Origin of the sequence: Myxococcus sp. AB056 (assembly GCF_006547365.1) — a bacterium.
In the GTDB taxonomy this organism is placed as follows: domain Bacteria; phylum Myxococcota; class Myxococcia; order Myxococcales; family Myxococcaceae; genus Myxococcus; species Myxococcus virescens.
The window spans coordinates 1-17,898 of record NZ_VHLB01000055.1 but is presented as its reverse complement, the minus strand read 5'-3'; the positions used below and the strand labels follow the sequence as shown (position 1 = coordinate 17,898).

General features: G+C 65.2%; 14 protein-coding genes and 1 CRISPR repeat array. Of the genes, 3 read left to right on the top strand and 11 right to left on the bottom strand.

The features are described from left to right. Positions 1 to 44 precede the first annotated feature (44 nt). The gene (locus FMP39_RS22885; RefSeq protein WP_011557171.1) at positions 45 to 713 is read right to left on the bottom strand and encodes an exopolysaccharide biosynthesis protein; all 669 of its coding nucleotides are present in this window, start codon (positions 711 to 713) and stop codon (positions 45 to 47) included. Positions 714 to 749: 36 nt separating this feature from the next. Then, a complete protein-coding gene (locus tag FMP39_RS22880; RefSeq protein ID WP_141592386.1) occupies positions 750 to 1,292 on the bottom strand; it encodes a DUF2378 family protein in 543 nt (180 codons plus the stop codon). Between the two features lie 223 nt (positions 1,293 to 1,515). Between FMP39_RS22880 and FMP39_RS22875 the strand changes: the two genes are divergently transcribed. After that, a complete protein-coding gene (locus FMP39_RS22875; RefSeq protein ID WP_141592385.1) occupies positions 1,516 to 2,172 on the top strand; it encodes an SDR family oxidoreductase in 657 nt (218 codons plus the stop codon). Between the two features lie 336 nt (positions 2,173 to 2,508). Here FMP39_RS22875 and FMP39_RS22870 read toward each other — a convergent pair whose 3' ends face one another. Continuing rightward, complete coding sequence (locus FMP39_RS22870; protein WP_228558248.1) at positions 2,509 to 2,805, bottom strand: hypothetical protein; 297 nt, start codon at positions 2,803 to 2,805, stop codon at positions 2,509 to 2,511. A gap of 572 nt (positions 2,806 to 3,377) precedes the next feature. Here FMP39_RS22870 and FMP39_RS22865 point away from each other — a divergent pair. Together FMP39_RS22865 and FMP39_RS22860 are read left to right on the top strand one after the other, a co-directional pair. After that, positions 3,378 to 4,385 carry a hypothetical protein gene (locus tag FMP39_RS22865; RefSeq protein WP_228558247.1) on the top strand — a complete coding sequence of 336 codons (1,008 nt, stop codon included), beginning with the start codon at positions 3,378 to 3,380 and terminating at the stop codon, positions 4,383 to 4,385. Between the two features lie 19 nt (positions 4,386 to 4,404). Beyond that, the gene (locus FMP39_RS22860; RefSeq protein WP_141592383.1) at positions 4,405 to 5,016 is read left to right on the top strand and encodes a pentapeptide repeat-containing protein; all 612 of its coding nucleotides are present in this window, start codon (positions 4,405 to 4,407) and stop codon (positions 5,014 to 5,016) included. Positions 5,017 to 5,062: 46 nt separating this feature from the next. On the opposite strand, the gene FMP39_RS22855 is transcribed toward FMP39_RS22860, so the two are convergent. The 8 genes from FMP39_RS22855 to cas1 all read right to left on the bottom strand — a co-directional run. Continuing rightward, positions 5,063 to 5,278, bottom strand: coding sequence for a hypothetical protein (locus tag FMP39_RS22855; RefSeq protein WP_194858526.1), 216 nt, complete (start codon positions 5,276 to 5,278; stop codon positions 5,063 to 5,065). 308 nt (positions 5,279 to 5,586) lie between these two features. Beyond that, entirely contained in the window at positions 5,587 to 6,327 is a 741-nt protein-coding gene (locus FMP39_RS22850) for an SMI1/KNR4 family protein (RefSeq protein ID WP_228558246.1), read from the bottom strand. Positions 6,328 to 6,358: 31 nt separating this feature from the next. Continuing rightward, positions 6,359 to 7,456, bottom strand: a complete 1,098-nt coding sequence (locus FMP39_RS22845) for a DUF4150 domain-containing protein (RefSeq protein WP_141592379.1) — start codon at positions 7,454 to 7,456, stop codon at positions 6,359 to 6,361. A 9-nt stretch (positions 7,457 to 7,465) separates the two neighbouring features. Then, on the bottom strand, positions 7,466 to 8,503 hold the full coding sequence (locus FMP39_RS22840) for a 3-oxoacyl-ACP synthase (RefSeq protein ID WP_141592378.1): 1,038 nt from the start codon (positions 8,501 to 8,503) through the stop codon (positions 7,466 to 7,468). After that, entirely contained in the window at positions 8,500 to 9,522 is a 1,023-nt protein-coding gene (locus FMP39_RS22835; protein ID WP_141592377.1) for a DUF2169 domain-containing protein, read from the bottom strand. The genes FMP39_RS22840 and FMP39_RS22835 overlap by 4 nt, the downstream gene beginning before the upstream one ends. Positions 9,523 to 9,540: 18 nt before the next feature. After that, a complete protein-coding gene (locus FMP39_RS22830) occupies positions 9,541 to 10,890 on the bottom strand; it encodes a TIGR02270 family protein (protein WP_228558245.1) in 1,350 nt (449 codons plus the stop codon). Positions 10,891 to 11,206: 316 nt separating this feature from the next. Next, positions 11,207 to 16,559: a CRISPR direct-repeat array (repeat unit 36 nt; unit sequence GTGCTCAACGCCTTTCGGCATCACGGCGAGCGGGAC). Between the two features lie 250 nt (positions 16,560 to 16,809). Then, positions 16,810 to 17,103: a CRISPR-associated endonuclease Cas2 gene (gene cas2 / locus FMP39_RS22825; protein ID WP_011557178.1), complete on the bottom strand. Its 294-nt coding sequence runs from the start codon at positions 17,101 to 17,103 to the stop codon at positions 16,810 to 16,812. Between the two features lie 3 nt (positions 17,104 to 17,106). Further along, positions 17,107 to 17,898, bottom strand: a 792-nt coding sequence (gene cas1, locus FMP39_RS22820) for a type I-MYXAN CRISPR-associated endonuclease Cas1 (protein ID WP_141592376.1), incomplete at its 5' end; no start/stop codon positions are given.

The following is a 17,898-nucleotide window of genomic DNA, read 5'->3' as shown; positions in this document are numbered from 1 at the left end:
AAGGCGAGCCTGGGCGGCAGGTCAGCCACTACCCAGGCGCGGGCTCAGCCCCCGCCGAAGACACTGGCCAGGCTGCGGCCCCCCTGCACGGCGCCGTAGATGATGACGGTGAAGTAGGTGAGCGACCCCACCGTCATCCCGTGGCCCATGAGGATGAAGTAGCCGTCGCGCTGCAGGATGCCGATGGCGAAGAAGAGCGCGGCCAGCGCGGGCAGCGTGTTGCTGAAGGGAATCAGGCCGAACGGCATCATCAGCAGCACGCCCGCGAAGAAGAGCATGAAGCCGTTGAAGCGGTTGGTGCTGGAGCCGTGCGTGAGCGCCAGCAGCCGCGGCTTGCTCATCTTGTCCACGTACTTGGTGAAGACGTCCGCGCCCTTGTCCAACGCCGGGGCCAGGTTGGTGCGCAGCAGCGGCTTGTCCAGCAGCTTCCGGGGCAGCCAGGGCGTCCGGTTGAACGTCACGCCCACGCCGATGAGGACGATGAGCAGGCCGAACACCGTGGACACACCCGGAATCGACACGGGCAGGAGGAAGGGGAAGGTCAGGATGCAGCAGAAGAGCAGCAGGCCCTGCTCACCACACGCCTGCATCAACTCCCGCACCGTCAGGGATTCGGGCAGCCGCGCGGACAGCGCGCGGAGGGTGGCGGAGAGCTGGGCTTGGGTATCCGAGAAACCCGTGGACGAAGAGGGGGTGGGTGAAGGCGTCGACATTTCAGGCCGTCACTAGCACGCCCTCCCCGTCAATGCTCAGCTCCAAGCGATGTCGTACACCGCCTCCTCGCCCTCCCTCCGGACAATCTGGACCGAGGGGTGTTTCGCCCCGCTGGCCTCCAACCCCGCCAGGAAGAGCCCCACATAGAAGCCCGCCACCACCACGGGCCGGCAGGTCAGCTCATACCGGGTGGGCCCCAGTTGCTCCATGTGCGTCTCCAGATAGTTGGTGCCCGTGCGCAGGTTGCGCGTCATCCGCGACAGCATGCGCTGCGGCCCCAGGAGCCGCACGGTGCCGAGCAGCGCGCTGCCGATGAGCGTGGAGCTGAAGCCCTCCACGAAGCGCCGCCCCACCACCGCGGCGGCCTCGTCCAGCGGCGCCTCCGGTGCCAGCGTGGCCGCCGCGACCTTCAGCGCGGCCACCCAGACCTTCAAGGGATAGGCCAGGGCCAGCGAGCCTCGCGCATCGAGGCCCGCCTCGCGCAGCCGGCCCACGCACGCGTCATCCAGGTCATCTCCCAGGGCGCGGAGCAGTCCCTGGAAGCTCTGCTGGAATACAAGGGGTTCGGGATTTTCCAAGGCGCGGCAATGTATCGCCTGGAGGACAGGGCCTCAACCCATCGGGTGACTGTCTATCGATGGTTATTCAACACCCGGCTTGGGGGCGCGGCGTGTGCCTCTTTCGACACGGAGCGCCACGCCGCGCTGGGCTCGCACGACGCAGTGTGATGAAGAGCCGACAGCCCGCGTCATCGCTCGGGCCCGCACGACGCGCTGCCCATCTCCACCGGAGTCCGCCCTCATGAACACGCCCTCTCGTCATCTCTTCGTCGCTGGTGCCACGGGTGCCACGGGCCGCACGCTGATGCGACAGGCGCTGTCTCGCGGTGCGCCGCCTGTCCTCGCGCACGTGCGACCCAAGAGCGCGGACAGTGACATGGTCCGCCCCTGGCCCCACAAGGCCGTGGTGGAGCTGTCTGACGGTGAGGCGCTGGTGGAGAGGATGCGCGGCTGCACCACGGTGCTCCAGTTGATTGGCACCATGCGCAAGCGCTTCGGGTCGGGCGACACGTATGAGACGAGCGACATCGGCACCACGCGGCAGTTGGTGGAGGCCGCCAGGCGCGCGGGGGTGGACCACCTGGTGTTGCTCAGCTCCGTGGGCGCGGGCCGGCCGGTGGGCGCGTACCTCAAGGCCAAGGCGGAGGCGGAGCGGTTGGTGCGAGAGAGCGGCATCCCCTGGACGGTGGTGCGCCCGCCCGCCTTCGAGGGCGAGTACCACCACATCAACCCCGTGCTGCGCGCCCTCACCCGCCTGCCTCCACTGCGGAACATGCGGCCCATCCACCTGGACCAGCTCGCCGCCGTGCTGCTGCGTGTCTCCGAGCAACGCGCGCCGCTGAACCAGGTACTGGAAGGCGACACGCTCTGGGCCGAGGTCGCCGCCGCGGGTGCCTGAGCCGTCCTCCGGCGCAGGGCCTGTAGAGTACGTGTTTCAGCGCAGCGAGCCCCAGTTGTACATGGGGTTGGAGCCACTGGTGAGCACGCGCCAGCCAAGCATGATGACCCACTGTTGCCGGTACTAGGAGGGGTCCTGGCTGGACCACCAGAACGGTGGCGCGTTGGGGCGCTTGTTCATCTCGTGCCCGCGTGCCCATGGACCGCCAGGTGGTTCCGCTTGCGTCAACGACCGACTCAGGCCAAGCAGGAACAGCCAAACACTCGCATCCTGCGTCATTTTCGATGCAACCGCTGGTTGCGGAGGGCAACGCGGCGAAAGGAGTGCCGCCAGGACTCACTGCGGACGAATGCCCCGCGACGACTTGCCCTCGCGGTGGGGGCGATTGCAGTGGTCGTAGAGCGTGAATGGGAGGGATTCAATCTCGTTCGCGCAGTGCTTCTGGATAGCCTCCTTGAGCGAGGAGGAGACACTCAACATGCTCCGCTCATTGCCAATCAGGGCCGACAGCTTGATGCCCGGGTGCTTCGGGCCCATCGGAATGCGAGCATCCTTCGGATAGAAGGGGCTCAACCGCTCGCCGAGGTTGGTAGAATAGGACTTCCTCTCGCCCCCCTCGCGGAATCGCATCATTCAGTCGGCCCCTTGGAAGGGGAGGTGCCATGGCTCAGGAAGGTGGGACATCCAGCATGCGAGCGCCGTCCCGCCTACGGTCCACCCTCCAGCAGCCCCTTCGAGCAGCCACCCACTGCTGAACGGCTAATTCCTTGCGAACTGAAGCGCTGTCCTCGTGCGTGGGGTCCGGCATGAGGGATGTCGGGCTCAAATGCTAATGCCACTCCTCAGATCCCTTTTCGCGGGCGGACGACTCGGAGGACACTATGAATCTACATTGGGGGAGCATCTTGCTGGTCGGATGGCTCATGATGGGCTGCGCGACGCCCCGGATCGTGCGCCTGGACACGGGAGCAGGCGCACCCATTGTCTACACTCCGCCGAAGCGCGGGGAGCCCATCGTCGTGGACTCGGGGGCATTCCAGAAGGCGATGACCCGACTCGTGCTGGAGATGCGCTTCTCTCTACGATCCGAGGAGGAGGTCCGCCCACGTGTACATCTCGCTTCGTGGGGTTCGGAGTCGCGTCCCCAAGGGAGAGATTATGGAGCGTGGTGCTCCCAACAAGACAATCCGGGCGAGTGCCTCTCCTTGCTGGAGGATGGCTTCACCTTCCTGGACGCCAAGATGCGGCGGAAGATGGCCCTGTCCTTTGCTTGGGACGGCGTGTGGGAAGGAGTGGAGGAGGCGGTGAAGGAAGTCGTCAACCCACTGGTCCTCAAAGCGATGATTACCTCGGCAATGGCCGCCTACATGGTCCTCGTCGTGGCCCCCGAGCCTGTCACCAAGCTCGTGGCCATTGCCCTGACAACATACGTCATCGCGTACATCGGCCTGGACGCATTCTCAAACCTCGTGAAGGGCTGGCAACGACTGTCATCAGACACGGAGCACGCCGTATCCTTTGAGCAACTCGAGGACGCCGGACACCACTTCGGAAGAGTCATGGGCGCCAATGGTGCGCGAGTCCTCATCCTGGCGCTGACGGCTGCGTTGGGCGGAGGGGCCGCGAACATGGCCTCGAAGGGTCCGATGCTTCCGGGCTTCGCGCGTGCCGCCCTGGCAACGGAGACGAACGCGGGCATCCAACTGTCAGCAGCGATGTCGGGCGGCGTTCGCTCGGTTTCCCTGGCAGAAGGCATTCTCACTGTGGGAGTCGTCCCCAATGCCGTGGCCGCCACAGCGCTGAATCCGACGGGAGGCCTTCCGAGAGAAGCTCGTATTGAAGAACTGGCCAGCGACCCGGCGCAGGGAGGGAAGGCCACCCCCAAGACACGTCGTGAGGCGGAAGTGGGCCTTGAACTTGAGGAGCGGAGACGACTCCCAGCACCCATCAAACGGGACCCAACGGGGCAGTCAGAGTTCGTTGACTCCCAAGGTATCAAATGGGATATCAAGACTTTTGACTCTCGATTCCCGCCCAGGAAGGGTGGCTTCTCACTTGAACGAGACCTTGACAAGATCAAAGCCGAACTGGCTCGTGGTGAGAACGTCATTCTCAACACCGAGAACATGAGTGCGCAGCACGTTCAAGCGCTGCGAAACGCGATAGACGCCTTGGGTCCTTCAGTTTCGTCCAGGATCTTGTGGTTTCCCTAGAACGAATACGGACGAGCGCATGAACACCATGAAGGCGGAGTTCATCAAGGCATTGGATTGGCATACCGAATGGCTGCGTTCCGGGGGACAGAACGGCAAGCGCCTCCACCTGGAGGACGCTGACTTGTCCTTACTCGACCTGTCGTCGAGAGATCTATCGGAGGCAGCGCTTCCTGGGGCGCGCTTGGATGGATGCATCCTGGACAGGACGAAGCTCGCCCACGCCAACCTTGCGTCCGCATCTTTCATCGGCGCCAGCCTCTCCAGAGCGCAGCTTTCAAAGGCCAACCTGGACTATGCGCTCCTTCGAGGGGCCATTCTGACGCAGGTGAACGCGCTCCGAGCCAGCTTCGGCGAAGCAGACCTTCAAGGCGCGGACCTTCAAGGCGCGGACCTTCAAGGCGCCTACTTGGTCAGTGCCAACCTCGCGTCCGCGAATCTCCGAGATGCGCATCTGGAAGGCGCGGTCCTTCATGGAGCGAGGCTTTCTGGGGCAGATCTCCGCGGCGCCTCCGGATTACAGGCGACCCAGGCCTCCTGGATTGATCTGGGTCACGAGAACGCTCCCGTCCGGGTTGAAGGCGAGGCGCTGCGTTCATGGCTGGCCCAGGCTACAATGAAGATCTTCTGATAGGACAGCCAACGCCTTTCGGCATCACGGCGAGCGGGACGCGGTGTCACGTCCTCCGAAATCCGGCGCAGGTTGGCGAGTGCTCAACGCCTTTCGGCATCACGGCGAGCGGGACCGGGCGCCGAGCGCCGAGCGCCGAGCGCGCGGAGGCCTTTACCGCGGAGATGTGCTCAACGCCTTTCGGCATCACGGCGAGCGGGACCTCGAAGAAGAAGACCGTCCTGATCTCCAACATGGAGTGCTCAACGCCTTTCGGCATCACGGCGAGCGGGACGCGATGGCAAGCCGGGTGACGTCGCCTCCGAGAAGTGCTCAACGCCTTTCGGCATCACGGCAAGCGGGCCCCCCAGCCCTGCTGGAGACGGCCACCGGAGAGACGCCGGTGCTCAACGCCTTTCGGCATCACGGCGAGCGGGACGGTGCACGGATACAAAGAGACGCCGCAGGTCGCGTTGTGCTCAACGCCTCTCGGCATCACGGCGAGCGGGACTTGCCGTCCTCTGGGATGGCAACGGCGCCCGTATCCGTCAACACGGGGCGACCGCGCTTGGTGCACCTGACCGGGTAATACTATACAAGAGTCGTAGAATCCTGGATGACTTCGACCAGCCTCCCGAATTCTCGCTCATCTCGTGCCGCCAACTCGGCGGACAGTCCCCCTCCCTGTGAAGAACGGTCGACGTAGAAGGCTGCGTCACCGCGCTCGTAGAGCGGAGTCAGTGGGCTGGTATAGGGCAGCTTCTGGAAGCCGAGCTGGAGAAGCGTCTCGTCGATGGCTCCCACCAAGGAGGGAGCCACGATTCGGACATTCCCCGTTCCGCTGCTCACGAGTGAAGGGAGGAACCGTCGCCGATGCTCCAGAAGGGCCATCCGCTTCCTGCTGAAGGCCATCAGGAAGAGCATGTCCTTCAAGGAACCATACAGGGGAACGATATGGTCCTCGTTCTTGAACGGCTCTTCTGGGTCCGCCTGGACAACAGGACAGTCAACCTGCTCCGTGGCCTCCCCGCAGTCGAGCAAGAACCTTCCGTAGGTGTCCACGAGCTGGGCGCCAATGAAGATGTACCTCCGAGGGGGACGCCGCTTGCTCGTTTCATAGAACTTCAGGATCCGACCGATGGCGAAGTCGGTATCTTCCTCGCGGAGGCTTCCCATGCTTCGTCCCATGCTGAAGAGGAAGTCCTTGTAGTGGGAGGGAAGAGGCCGCTTGAGCAGGCTCTCGAGCCGGGAGACCTCCACTGCCGACGCTCCCTGGGCCTGACCGGAAAATGCGGGTTCGAATCCATTGATGTACTTGAGCAGTTCTTTCATGGCGTAGGGCATCAAACGGGAGCGAGAGAGTTCAGCATGACTTCTTGTTGATGTCGCAGAGCATCTCCGTCAACACCACCTTGCAGGTGTCGCACGAGGGAACGCTCTCGCGGTGTCGGAAGTCCCTCTTGACGTACTCTCCGTTCCGGAGATGTTCGACTGTGACCGTCACGCCAGGCTGCTTGAAGCGCTTCAGGATTCGTGGACGGAACCAGAGCTCGGACATGGAAGAGGGGATATGTCCCTCCCGCAGCGCCTTCTGGACGAGCTGTGGTCCCGCGCAGACACCGGGCAGGTTTTTGCCAATCTTCTTTTGGCGGAACGAACTCAGGGGAATTTCGTCGCCTCTGGGATTGGTTATCAGCGCACCCTTGGCGAGTGGTTGGCAGAGGCTCCATCTCCCATCTTGGGTTTGCAGCCGGTTGACGGCCTCGCCAAATCCATCGAGATAGTAAGAGCCGGACATTGCGGCGTAGATTTTATGATTGAGCCTGCAAATGAGTACGCCAATCATGTACCCCCTGAAGACTTCCGAACCATCCTCGTCGATGTCTGCCTTGAGGGTCGAAAGCTTCTTCTCTCGGGTCACTTTCAGCAGCTCCCGGAGAAGCTTCCTGGCTTGTGTCAGCGAAAGGTGGGTTTCTGGCAGGCGATGCTCGGCCTTGTCTTCATTGCAGTTGGGGCACCTGATGTTCCCGTCGACGGGGTCGTCGCCATAGACCAGGCCGGTGCCCCCTGCGGAAATGAAGCTCGTGTTGAAGGTGTTCCCATTGTGCAGCGTCGGGTCGAGGAATCGCACCACGCCCTTGCCCTCCACCTTCACATCCATGCTGCCGCTGCCCCAGGTCATCTTTCCTTTGAACTTGGAAGAGATGAGTCCACCGGCCGTGCCCGGTTCGTCGCCGGAGCTGGTGCTCAGCTCGGAACTCGTCAAGGCGACGGGGTTGCCCTCAATCGTCGTCTTCTTGCTCCCCTTCGCGAGCATTGAGTCCTGGGCAGAGTTGACGAATGGCGTAGGCACCGGCCCTGCCGGTGTCGGGACCTTGCAGACATCCGGCGCCGCCGAAACATGCGTGTTGCCTGCCCCCTTATGCAGAATCGAGCGCCCATTGGCGAAGACCTTGGTCATGGCTCCTCCTCAGTTCCTCGGAATCAGCTCCACGATGCACGCTCCGATGCGACCTCCATCGGAACTTCCGTAGATGAGCGTCCTGCGGTCACCGCGCTGCTTCCACCGCGCCCGGTGCAGCGCCACGCCCAGCATGACGGGGCCCGCGCCCGCGCCTGCGTCCCCGAGTCCCTCTCCCGCCACTTCCACGCACAGGGGCTCGGGCATCAGGGCTGTGTTGCGTAGGTACGCTCGGGAAAATTCGGTACCCCAGAAGGATTCTCCCGGCTGACAAGCCAGGACCCCATCCACCCGCCGTGCCCCAGCCTCCCTGTTCTGCCGCAACTGCCGCAGAACATTGGTCAGGCCCTCCGCCATGCTGGGAGCCTGTTGGGTGAACGGGGTTGGCTCCACGCCCAGCGCCGTCCCGTGCAGCACGCCCAGGGGCTCCAGTCCCAGTGACGTCGTCGCGCCCGGGCGTGCCAGGGCGACGAATCCCGCGGCCTCGCCCGGAATCCTCCCGTCCCGGTTGACTGGGCCCAGCGTCAGCCGCGCCGAGACCAGGTCCTCCAGCGATGTGGGGTCGCCCAGCGAGTCCACTGCCCCCACCAATGCAAGCGCCCCTGCCTTCCCGGAGCGCAGGTCCGCCTGAGCCGCGGTGAGGGCCTCGAAGAATGCAGCCCGCCCCGCCGCGTACGTCTTCACCACCCGTAGGCGTCCTCCCGTGTCCGCCAGCAAATCCGCCAGCATCGACTCCTGCTGTACCTCCGCTCCCATGCCGACTTCGGGCAATCCGAGATACAGCGGCAGGGGCCCACCGGGCAGGCCTGTCAACAATGGGAGGAGCTCCGAGAGCGCCTGCCGTCCCAGGGCTGCCATGCGCCGTGTCCTCGAAAGTGACGGTGTGAGCAGGCTCAGTCGCGAAGCGCGTACGGGCTCGCCCAGAGCGTCCTTGACCGATGTCTCGGCGAAGCGCACGAGTCCCGCGCGCAGGGATGCGAGCGTCATCCGCGTCGAAGTACCCACGGGCGTACACATGCCGAGGCCCACCACCAGCTCGCCGCTCACGAGACGTCCTCCCAGGGCTCCAGCAACCGCACGGAGCTGACCTCGTGCGTGGCCAGCTCTCGGTGAGCAGGGAAGGTCGCGCGCCAGGTGAGCACGACCCGGCGCTCCTCCGGCTCCAGCAACACCGTGTCTAGCATCATGCGCCGACGCTCACGGCGCCGGACAAAGGTGCAGCGCGCCAGCAGACGGAACGAGGGAAGCGTGAATGCGATGGGGCCGTCCGGTGAGACGCCATCCAGCGCCACGAGTTCCCCGCCGCGGAGGTGAGGCGAGGCCTGCAACGCCTGGGGTGCCGTCTGGAGGAAGCGCTCGTCGAAGTCCTCGGGCCAGAGCGGCGCCCGCTGCTCCACCCACGCCCCGTTGTACGTCCCCGCCCACCCGAGGCGAGGCTGCCAGTGTCGCGCCACCGGGCCAAAGCCACACGGCGGCGGCCGGTCCGTCCATTTGTGGATGGGATGCAGGGGCTCCTCGATGGCGGGGAGAGGCTTGTCGATGGCGTCCTTCGCGCTCTCGTAGCAGCCCCGGCCCACGGGGTTTCGCGCCTCGCGCCAGGCCGCGGAGGTACCGCCGAAGCTGTACTCGTACTGAAGCGGCACGGACTCGAAGGGCAGCGGGTCCGACGCGCTCAGACCCACGAGGCTCCGGTACCAGACGCGTGCGCCCGAAATGAGGGCCTGCTTCTCCAGTGCGCCCACCCGCACCGTCACCAGCGTTCGTGTCACCTTGCGGCCTCGGGGTGCCCACGCACGGCCGTGTAGCAGCACATCGGTCGCCATCCGGGTGTATGCGGCTTGAGACTCGTAGCGGAGGCTCGAGTTTTCGGGCTCGCCCCAATACGCGTCGGCCTTCGGTGGAGGAACCTGCTCGTCGCACGGGGACAACGGCGTGGTGGCAAGCCGCCCGGGCGGGGGGAGGGTGAAGCTGCCCGCGACGACGAGGACGAGGCACTCCTCGCCCTGCTTCGTCAGGGAAAGGAAGTCCGTGGCCGCGAACGGGGTGAAGTTCTTGAGGGCGGGCATTGCGTATCGCTCCTGGCCTCAACGCAGGGTATGGATGAGTGGCACGTCCCGCATGTGCGCGCAGTCCGTTCGGGCATTCGCAAGGGCCACGCGCTGGCGGAGGGAGAAGGCGCGCGTCGGGATGACGTGCTTGCCGCGAGTGCGAATGGCCAGCTCGCGCGCTAGAACGTGCCGGCGCCGCATGGGGCTGGATTCCAGCGCGTCCACCAGGACGGAGCCGCTGAAGGGTTGTCCCAGCAAATAACGCGCGCCCTTGTCGAAGCGCTTGCGTGCCTCACTCCACCACGCGGTGATGGCGGCCACGTGAGGCCAGGGCAAGTCATCCTCAGGTTTGGGCTCAAGGCTTGCGTCCGGGTCATCCGATGGCTCGGGATGCGACCTTGGCGGCAGTGCATATGCGCCCTCCAGCAGCAAGCCCGTCATGGAGGAGAAGGCCTCGCCGGCCAGGCGCGCCACCGAGGGCTCCGCAAGGTATTCCAGGCAGGCTTCCACGGCCCGCACGCGTCCACTGAATCCCAGTGCCCATAGGACATCTGGACGCAGATCTGGTGACTGCAGCAGTTCCACCAACAGGGCAGTGTCCGCATCTGCGCCGCCAATCGCGAGGAGCGTGAGAGCCTCGGGCATGCCCGGCTCGCGGCGCTGCACCGCCTTGCGACACGCGTCCCAGGCCAGCCGCACGCCAGATGCCAAGCCCGCTTCCATCGCGGCCGCACGGATGCCAGGGTGGGCGGAGTCCAGCAGCGCCGGCAACAACCTGCTCACGGCATCCTCGGGAAGGGGCATTGCCGCACGTAGGGCCGTCATTCGCGCTCGGGGCTCATCGTGCGTGAAGAAGCGTGCCAGTATTTCCCGTGGCACCTCCTGGCGGAAGACCAACGCTTCCAGGACGTGGGCCTGCGCGTCCAAGTCGTTTCTCTTCAGCACCTCCCTCAGCTGTGCGCCGAGGCCGGGAGCCTCGCTCAATTCCAAGGCGCGGCGGATTCCGGCGCGAGCCTCCGTCGACGCCCCCAGGAATCGTGCAAGCGATTCATCCAGCCCACCCAGGGACAACAATGCGTACGTCGCCGCGCTCTGGCGTGAACGCTCCTCGGAGCCGAAGGCTGGGCGCAACACCAGGGAGAGTGCAGCGGCATCCCCCAGGCCTTCGAGGTGGGCCAGCAGGCGCTCCTCGCGCTCCGCAGTCTCCGTCAGCGTGAAGTCGGGAGCCACCAGGGCTCGCTCCCACTGCTCCCAGTGAAAGGAGGCTTCGTCAAGATGCTCTTCCCATACGTCCACCAGCACCATATTCCCCCCTTGGACTGCTGCCGTGATTCTAGTTCTAATGGCTGACTCGTAGGAAGGTAGGGAGCCGCCATACCCAGACATAAGAGATGGAGGACGACACCTGGCTTCCGCTGAAGACTCTGCGGGCTAGCAAGGGGCGTTCATGACGCCCCTCTTGTCTGACTACGGCCGCCTCCCGATGCTCCATGAGAGTGATAGGGGCCCCGTGGAGGGGAGGAAGCAGAGGGTCCGAGGAGAGGCGCTGACAAAGCCGCCCGAGGGATGCTTCAGGCCGGTGGACAGGCCGCGCAGCCCGCGATGGCCCCCTTCACACCTGCTTGGGGCACCAGAAATGGCCGCAGTTCATCGCCTGGAGCGAAGAGGCCATCGAACCTCGTGAGGTTTGCCCGAGGCGGAGGCACCAGGCGCCTCTCGGCATCACGGCGAGCGGGACTCCCGTGGGCCCCGTGGCGGTCAACCCGTTGTCGTGTGCTCAACGCCTCTCGGCATCACGGCGAGCGGGACATCCTGCGGCCCCGAAGGATGCGGCGGGAGCTGCGGGTGCTCAACGCCTCTCGGCATCACGGCGAGCGGGACCCCGGGCCCGTCCCAGATGCGCAAGGTGGAGCTGGAGTGCTCAACGCCTCTCGGCATCACGGCGAGCGGGACGCTGAATCCGCGTTCCGCCACCATCACGAACAGGTGCTCAACGCCTCTCGGCATCACGGCAAGCGGGACCGTTACCGTGCCCCTCATTATCAACTACGCCAATGCGTGCTCAACGCCTCTCGGCATCACGGCGAGCGGGACTCCTGGGCTCCTTCTACGCCAGTCCGCGCCAGTTGCGTGCTCAACGCCTTTCGGCACCACGGCGAGCGGGACGTCTCCGCCCATGAGCTCCGCTCCGAGAACCTTGTGCTCAACGCCTTTCAGCATCACGGCGAGCGGGACGTATCAAGCAAGAGATCATCCCCCTCGTTGCTGCGTGATCAACGCCTTTCGGCATCACGGCGAGCGGGACCACCCAGGCCTGCGGCGCGGCGAGGATGGCTTCGAGGTGCTCAACGCCTTTCGGCATCACGGCGAGAGGGACGCTGAACCTGATGGAGTCGTTCGGGAGGGACGGGTGCTCAACGCCTTTCGGCATCACGGCGAGCGGGACCACGGACATCCTCCGCGGCAGTTCGACGCCTGAGCGTGCTCAACGCCTTTCGGCATCACGGCGAGCGAGACAGGCGAGGGGAGCAAGACACGTAGCCCTGCACGACTGTGCTCAACGCCTTTCGGCATCACGGCGAGCGGGACCTTGGTCAGCCAGCCGGAAAGCGCGACACCTGGGTGCTCAACGCCTTTCGGCATCACGGCGAGCGGGACGGGTTCGACCCTGAATACCCTGGTGCCGTTTCCCAACGGGTGCTCAACGCCTTTCGGCATCACGGCGAGCGGGACCCAGGAGGTAGGCCGTGGCGAAGTCGTTGGGCGAGTTGTAGTGCTCAACGCCTTTCGGCATCACGGCGAGCGGGACACGCTTGGGGTCCGCACTGTTGACCAACCCAAACAGTGCTCAACGCCTTTCGGCATCACGGCGAGCGGGACTCCTGGACTTCATCGCGCACACCGGTAAGGACACGCGGTGCTCAACGCCTTTCGGCATCACGGCGAGCGGGACCGCGTAAGTCCACTGCGTTGCACTGCTTCGGCAGGAAGTGCTCAACGCCTTTCGGCATCACGGCGAGCGGGACCAGCCCCCTCCCGTGGAGGGCACCGCCCGGCCGAGTGCTCAACGCCTTTCGGCATCACGGCGAGCGGGACCCAGAGCTTCTTCAAGCTGTCTCTCGACGAATATGTGTGCTCAACGCCTTTCGGCATCACGGCGAGCGGGACGCGGTCGACCTGCTCGAGGTGCGCGGCGAAGCTGTGCTCAACGCCTTTCGGCATCACGGCGAGCGGGACTTGCGTGGAGCCTGTTGGCGCTTACTGCGCGTTCGGTGCTCAACGCCTTTCGGCATCACGGCGAGCGGGACGATATTCGGTTTGTCTTCTCGAATCCCCAGGGGCGGTGCTCAACGCCTTTCGGCATCACGGCGAGCGGGACTTCACCGGCAGCTCCCCACGTGGTCCAGGGAGTAGCGTGCTCAACGCCTTTCGGCATCACGGCGAGCGGGACGAACTAAAGGTAAATCTCCGGACCAACGTGTCAGTGCTCAACGCCTTTCGGCATCACGGCGAGCGGGACAACGGATATGAGCTTTCCGACGACCAGCTAGTAGGGTGCTCAACGCCTTTCGGCATCACGGCGAGCGGGACCAGTGCCAAGCCCCGCCGGCGGAGTAGTGCGCTGGGCGTGCTCAACGCCTTTCGGCATCACGGCGAGCGGGACCTGGCCGCCGCTGCGCGTGAAGTCGTCGAGACAGTCAAAGAGTGCTCAACGCCTTTCGGCATCACGGCGAGCGGGACTTCTTCGATGTCTACGAGGAGCGCCTGAGCAATCTGTGCTCAACGCCTTTCGGCATCACGGCGAGCGGGACCGTCATCACGACCGGAGAGATTCTGCCAGAAGCTCCGTGCTCAACGCCTTTCGGCATCACGGCGAGCGGGACTGAAGGCCGAATTCGGAGATGTCGAGGAAGGGTTGGTGCTCAACGCCTTTCGGCATCACGGCGAGCGGGACTCCAGGCTGGTACTTCGCCCATATCTCCGTCTGCTTGTGCTCAACGCCTTTCGGCATCACGGCGAGCGGGACAGTGTGGCCTGGGTCCAGCACGTTGGCTCCCGAGTGCTCAACGCCTTTCGGCATCACGGCGAGCGGGACAAGCCTGTTCGTGTCTACAACGTTTCGGAACCCTGCGTGCTCAACGCCTTTCGGCATCACGGCGAGCGGGACCATACCCAAGTGGAGTCCCCCAACGGTCTGGAGGGTGCTCAACGCCTTTCGGCATCACGGCGAGCGGGACCTTGCCGAAGGCGCCTGCACTCGCGGGGGTCATGGAGTGCTCAACGCCTTTCGGCATCACGGCGAGCGGGACCGGCGGATGCCTCTGGGTATTTCGACCTTGAGGGCTCGGTGCTCAACGCCTTTCGGCATCACGGCGAGCGGGACAACACGGGGGTCAACTACGTGGACCCGGAAAGGTAGTGCTCAACGCCTTTCGGCATCACGGCGAGCGGGACCCGAGCACGGGGGACGTTCTCACCGTCCACCAGAGGTGCTCAACGCCTTTCGGCATCACGGCGAGCGGGACTGGGGAACGCGGGCAACGTGAACGACGCGGCGAAGTAGTGCTCAACGCCTTTCGGCATCACGGCGAGCGGGACGCGCCGGGCTGGGGTGACGACGCGCCGCCGGAGGCCCCGGTGCTCAACGCCTTTCGGCATCACGGCGAGCGGGACCTGCCGCGCCGCCCAGTGGCCCATTGAAGGACGTCTGGTGCTCAACGCCTTTCGGCATCACGGCGAGCGGGACCGCGCCAGCCACCAGGGTGTCAATGGCGGCGCCAAGGTGCTCAACGCCTTTCGGCATCACGGCGAGCGGGACTGTGAATTGACTACAGCCCTGACGCTCGGAGGAGGTGCTCAACGCCTTTCGGCATCACGGCGAGCGGGACCCGCCGGTGTGCTGTCGGTCCCCCTCTGGGTGCCGTGCTCAACGCCTTTCGGCATCACGGCGAGCGGGACCATTCTCGGCCTGGCTTCGGGCTTCTTCGTCGGTCGCGTGTGCTCAACGCCTTTCGGCATCACGGCGAGCGGGACTCGATGGCCACCGGTGGCCGGACGCCGATTTATGGGTGCTCAACGCCTTTCGGCATCACGGCGAGCGGGACGAAGGTCAGCGCGCGCTTCATCGCGCCCGCCCCATCGGGTGCTCAACGCCTTTCGGCATCACGGCGAGCGGGACAGGTGAAATCGAAGGACTCGCAGCCTCGTGGACCAAGTGCTCAACGCCTTTCGGCATCACGGCGAGCGGGACGGCGCAGGGGCGGCCCGTCCACCTGCAGGACTTCGCGTGCTCAACGCCTTTCGGCATCACGGCGAGCGGGACTTCTGAGGTGGGAGCCCTCGAACCCCCCTGGGAAAGTGCTCAACGCCTTTCGGCATCACGGCGAGCGGGACGCCGCTACACCCCTGACTTTGTCCTGCCGAACGGAATGTGCTCAACGCCTTTCGGCATCACGGCGAGCGGGACGTCTTATGTGGCTGAGTGTGAGGCGACTGCTCAGGGTGCTCAACGCCTTTCGGCATCACGGCGAGCGGGACTCCAGTCCTGGCCCTCTAAGCATCATGGTTGCGCGTGCTCAACGCCTTTCGGCATCACGGCGAGCGGGACCGGTGGGGCAGCCCCGGCATGGAGTTCCGCGCTTTCGTGTGCTCAACGCCTTTCGGCATCACGGCGAGCGGGACCCGTCACACACGAAAGGACGTCGAAACGATGAAGTGCTCAACGCCTTTCGGCATCACGGCGAGCGGGACTCGTTACCATCCTCTCGATTGTCCTGGCGATTGCTCCAGTGTGCTCAACGCCTTTCGGCATCACGGCGAGCGGGACGCTCAGGGCATTCATGAACTGAGGAGGCCGGAACCAGTGCTCAACGCCTTTCGGCATCACGGCGAGCGGGACTACTGCTCGGAGACCCAGACCCTGGACGTGGCCTTGTGCTCAACGCCTTTCGGCATCACGGCGAGCGGGACCGCCCGGATGCGCGGCGACAAGACAATCCGCGTCTGGTTCGAGTGCTCAACGCCTTTCGGCATCACGGCGAGCGGGACCGAGGCGAAGCGGTCCGAAGCCGCAGCGCTGGAAGGAAAGTGCTCAACGCCTTTCGGCATCACGGCGAGCGGGACATCGCCGTGGAGATGCTGCGCGAGGGTTGGCCAGGTGCTCAACGCCTTTCGGCATCACGGCGAGCGGGACCGAGGCGTGTTCCTCGGCACGCGGGTCGACAACAGCGGTTGTGCTCAACGCCTTTCGGCATCACGGCGAGCGGGACCCTGCTCGGGAGTAACGATGCGACGCCGCTCCCCATGTGCTCAACGCCTTTCGGCATCACGGCGAGCGGGACCAAGCCGAGCGCCAGGGCGCCCGACTTGCGCCAGAAGTGCTCAACGCCTTTCGGCATCACGGCGAGCGGGACCGGACAAGATGCGTCAGTGCCTCTCCCGTAGCGTGCGGTGCTCAACGCCTTTCGGCATCACGGCGAGCGGGACCCTGGAGGGTCTCGTGTCTGCACTCCAGGCAGAGTGCTCAACGCCTTTCGGCATCACGGCGAGCGGGACTAAGCTCCGAGTCCGTAAGGCCATCTCCCTTTTCGTGCTCAACGCCTTTCGGCATCACGGCGAGCGGGACCCCTGTTAAGCCTGGAAGCGTGAGAATGGGTGAATGTGCTCAACGCCTTTCGGCATCACGGCGAGCGGGACAGCAACGCCCGGAGGCTCCGCCAGCAGCTGGACATGTGCTCAACGCCTTTCGGCATCACGGCGAGCGGGACTGGGTCTGTCCTGCGTGTCCTGGGACTGGTAGCGGCGGTGCTCAACGCCTTTCGGCATCACGGCGAGCGGGACAGGTGCCCGCGCTGCGGCCCGTAGCCAATCCGAGCCGGTGCTCAACGCCTTTCGGCATCACGGCGAGCGGGACCGTGGATGCGAGCGGGACCGACCAGTTTCCGCGGTGCTCAACGCCTTTCGGCATCACGGCGAGCGGGACCGGGCCCGGTGTCTTCGGTGGGCTTCGACGGGCGCAGGTGCTCAACGCCTTTCGGCATCACGGCGAGCGGGACAGCCCGCCTGAATCCCCCAGCAATTCCGGCACCTTACAAACCCCTTTTCAAGCACCTCCCCCTCCTTCACCAAGGTTGTGCATCCCAGCCCCTACCCAGAATTACCAACCCCATGAAACCACTCGGCTTTTCATCGATCATGCACCTATTCACCTGTCAAAGAGCCCCAACCCCATGAAACGACAGGGGAATCCGCCACTTTCGCCGTCGCGGGCCTCCGCCACGGCGAGGTGCTTGATTGTCGCCTGCTTCACAGCACCTTGAACGGTGCGGGCTCCTCCGGCCAGTCCTCCTTCGCGTTGATGGCGCGCACGCGCTCCACGCACCCGCCACACAGCCCAATCACCAGCAACGTATCCACGGCGTCCATCCGCCGCGACAGCTCCCAGCGCAGCTTCTCCCGGTCCCGGTCCGTCAGCGAGCAGCGGAACACGGAGAGCTGCAGCCACTCCCCGTATCCCTTCAGCAGGGCATGCACCTTCCGCCACCGCTTGGGGTCGCGGATGTCATAGGTAATCAAATACCAACGCCTCGGCTCGGCCATGGCTCACCTCAAGCGGAACGTCGCGAACAGCCCCGGCTTGCCGGTCCACTCCTTCTCCAGCAGCCGCACCTCCAGCTCCACCAGCCGCGCGTAGCTGAGCGAGTACCCCAGCACGTTGTGCTTCCACGTCTCCCGCTTGCGCCGCTCGTACAGCTCGATGGCCTTCGCCCGCCCCGCCTTGCTGAGCCAGACGTGCTCGGACGTCACCTCGAAGTCCGCGTCTGCGTCCCACGCCCGCCGGTTCACCGAGCCCACCAGCGGCATGTCCGCCAGCGGCACCCTGAACAGCTCCATCACATCCAGCCCCAACGGCCCCGCCGTGCCCCGGGGCTGATGGTAGAAGCCAAACGCCACATCCAGCCCCACCGCCCGGATGGCCGCCTCCACCTCCCGGTGGACCAGCCCATACAAGAAGCCGAGCACCGCGTTGAACCGGTCCCTCGGAGGCCGCCGGTTGCGCCCCTCGAAGCGCAGCCGCGTGTCCACGTCGTCGCCTTGAAGGTACGGCAGCGCGCCGAAGTACCGCGCCGCGCCCGCGCCCTCCAACCCCAGGAGCACCTCCAGCGACGGAGCCTCCTCGCACTTCGGCAGCAACGCCCGGAGGTCCCGCACCGCCGAGGCCAGCACCTGACGCGACTCCGAGTCACCGCGCGAGGAGCGCAGCAAAAAGCGGAGCTGCCCCTCCAGCTTCGCCGCCACCAAGCGGCGAGCGAGCCCCAGACACACGGACGCCTGCCGTAGCGCCTCGAACTGCCGCAACCGCCGGTGGACGTTGCCCGCCCCTCCGCCCAATCC